Origin of the sequence: Campylobacter troglodytis, from assembly GCF_006864425.1 — a bacterium.
Lineage (GTDB): Bacteria > Campylobacterota > Campylobacteria > Campylobacterales > Campylobacteraceae > Campylobacter_D > Campylobacter_D troglodytis.
The window spans coordinates 1-873 of sequence record NZ_QHLI01000178.1 but is presented as its reverse complement, the minus strand read 5'-3'; the positions used below and the strand labels follow the sequence as shown (position 1 = coordinate 873).

Below are 873 nucleotides of genomic sequence, written 5' to 3'. Positions count from 1 at the left end.
TAGGGATTATTTTGTGGAAAAAATATTAAATCAATGTTTTTGTTATATTTCACATCAAAGCTCCAAGAGATACGAAGCTTGCCTTTGAAATTTAGGGTGTCATTTACTTGTGGATACATGGAGTAAATTTTAAGATCTTGTTTGCAAAAATACTCTGCTAGCTCATTAGGACTTAAATTTATATATTTAGTATCATTAAATTGATACCTACTTAGTAGTAGCCAAAAATTATTCCCATCAAGTTCTTTTAATTTCAAAGAATGTAGTTTTTTCATTTTGCTATCCATATTTTTGTGTGTTTTTCATATAAAATATCTAATCCATATAAATAACAAGTTAGCATATAAAAAACTTATAATAAAAGTAAGCTAATTTTTCCTTGTTTATTTTCCTTATCCACGAATTTTTTATTAAAATATGATTTGCCCCACGATAAGGCCAAGAATAATAGCAATATAGGCAAGGTCCATAGTAAGCTTATGCTAAAAATATATCCACAAACCCAAATCGCACTCTCATCTGTAAATCTATTTCTATCTCTAATATCATCATAAATAGCAAGGCAAAATGGCACAAAACAAATCACATTCCAAACGACAAAATTACCATTTTGCGCCTTGCGAATAGTGTGGTTACAAACATTATAAAAATCACACATGCAAAGATTTCATCACCCCTCATTTAGAATCCTCTAGTTGATTGTAGTATTTTCATCTATAATCACACTAATAATATCTACTTACCTTATTGGGAATAGAGCAATAATAAATATAGATGAAAATTCGCACATACTTATAGTTGCAAATTCTAATATTTTATTTCTATAAATAAAGTGAAGCTTTATAAAAGCTGACATATTTAATAAAAATGCCA

2 protein-coding genes are annotated in these 873 nt (G+C 27.8%); both read right to left on the bottom strand.

The annotated features are described in order from the left end of the window. A partial coding sequence (locus DMC01_RS12595; RefSeq protein ID WP_142694526.1) for a hypothetical protein occupies positions 1-275 on the bottom strand: 275 nt, incomplete at its 3' end. 77 nt (positions 276-352) lie between these two features. Further along, positions 353-658: a hypothetical protein gene (locus tag DMC01_RS12590; RefSeq protein WP_142694525.1), complete on the bottom strand. Its 306-nt coding sequence runs from the start codon at positions 656-658 to the stop codon at positions 353-355. Positions 659-873 lie beyond the last annotated feature (215 nt).

Bases quoted from the DNA above. Each gene is read 5' to 3' on its own strand.
- DMC01_RS12590 (WP_142694525.1), bottom strand. From the start codon at position 658: ATGTGTGATTTTTATAATGTTTGTAACCACACTATTCGCAAGGCGCAA.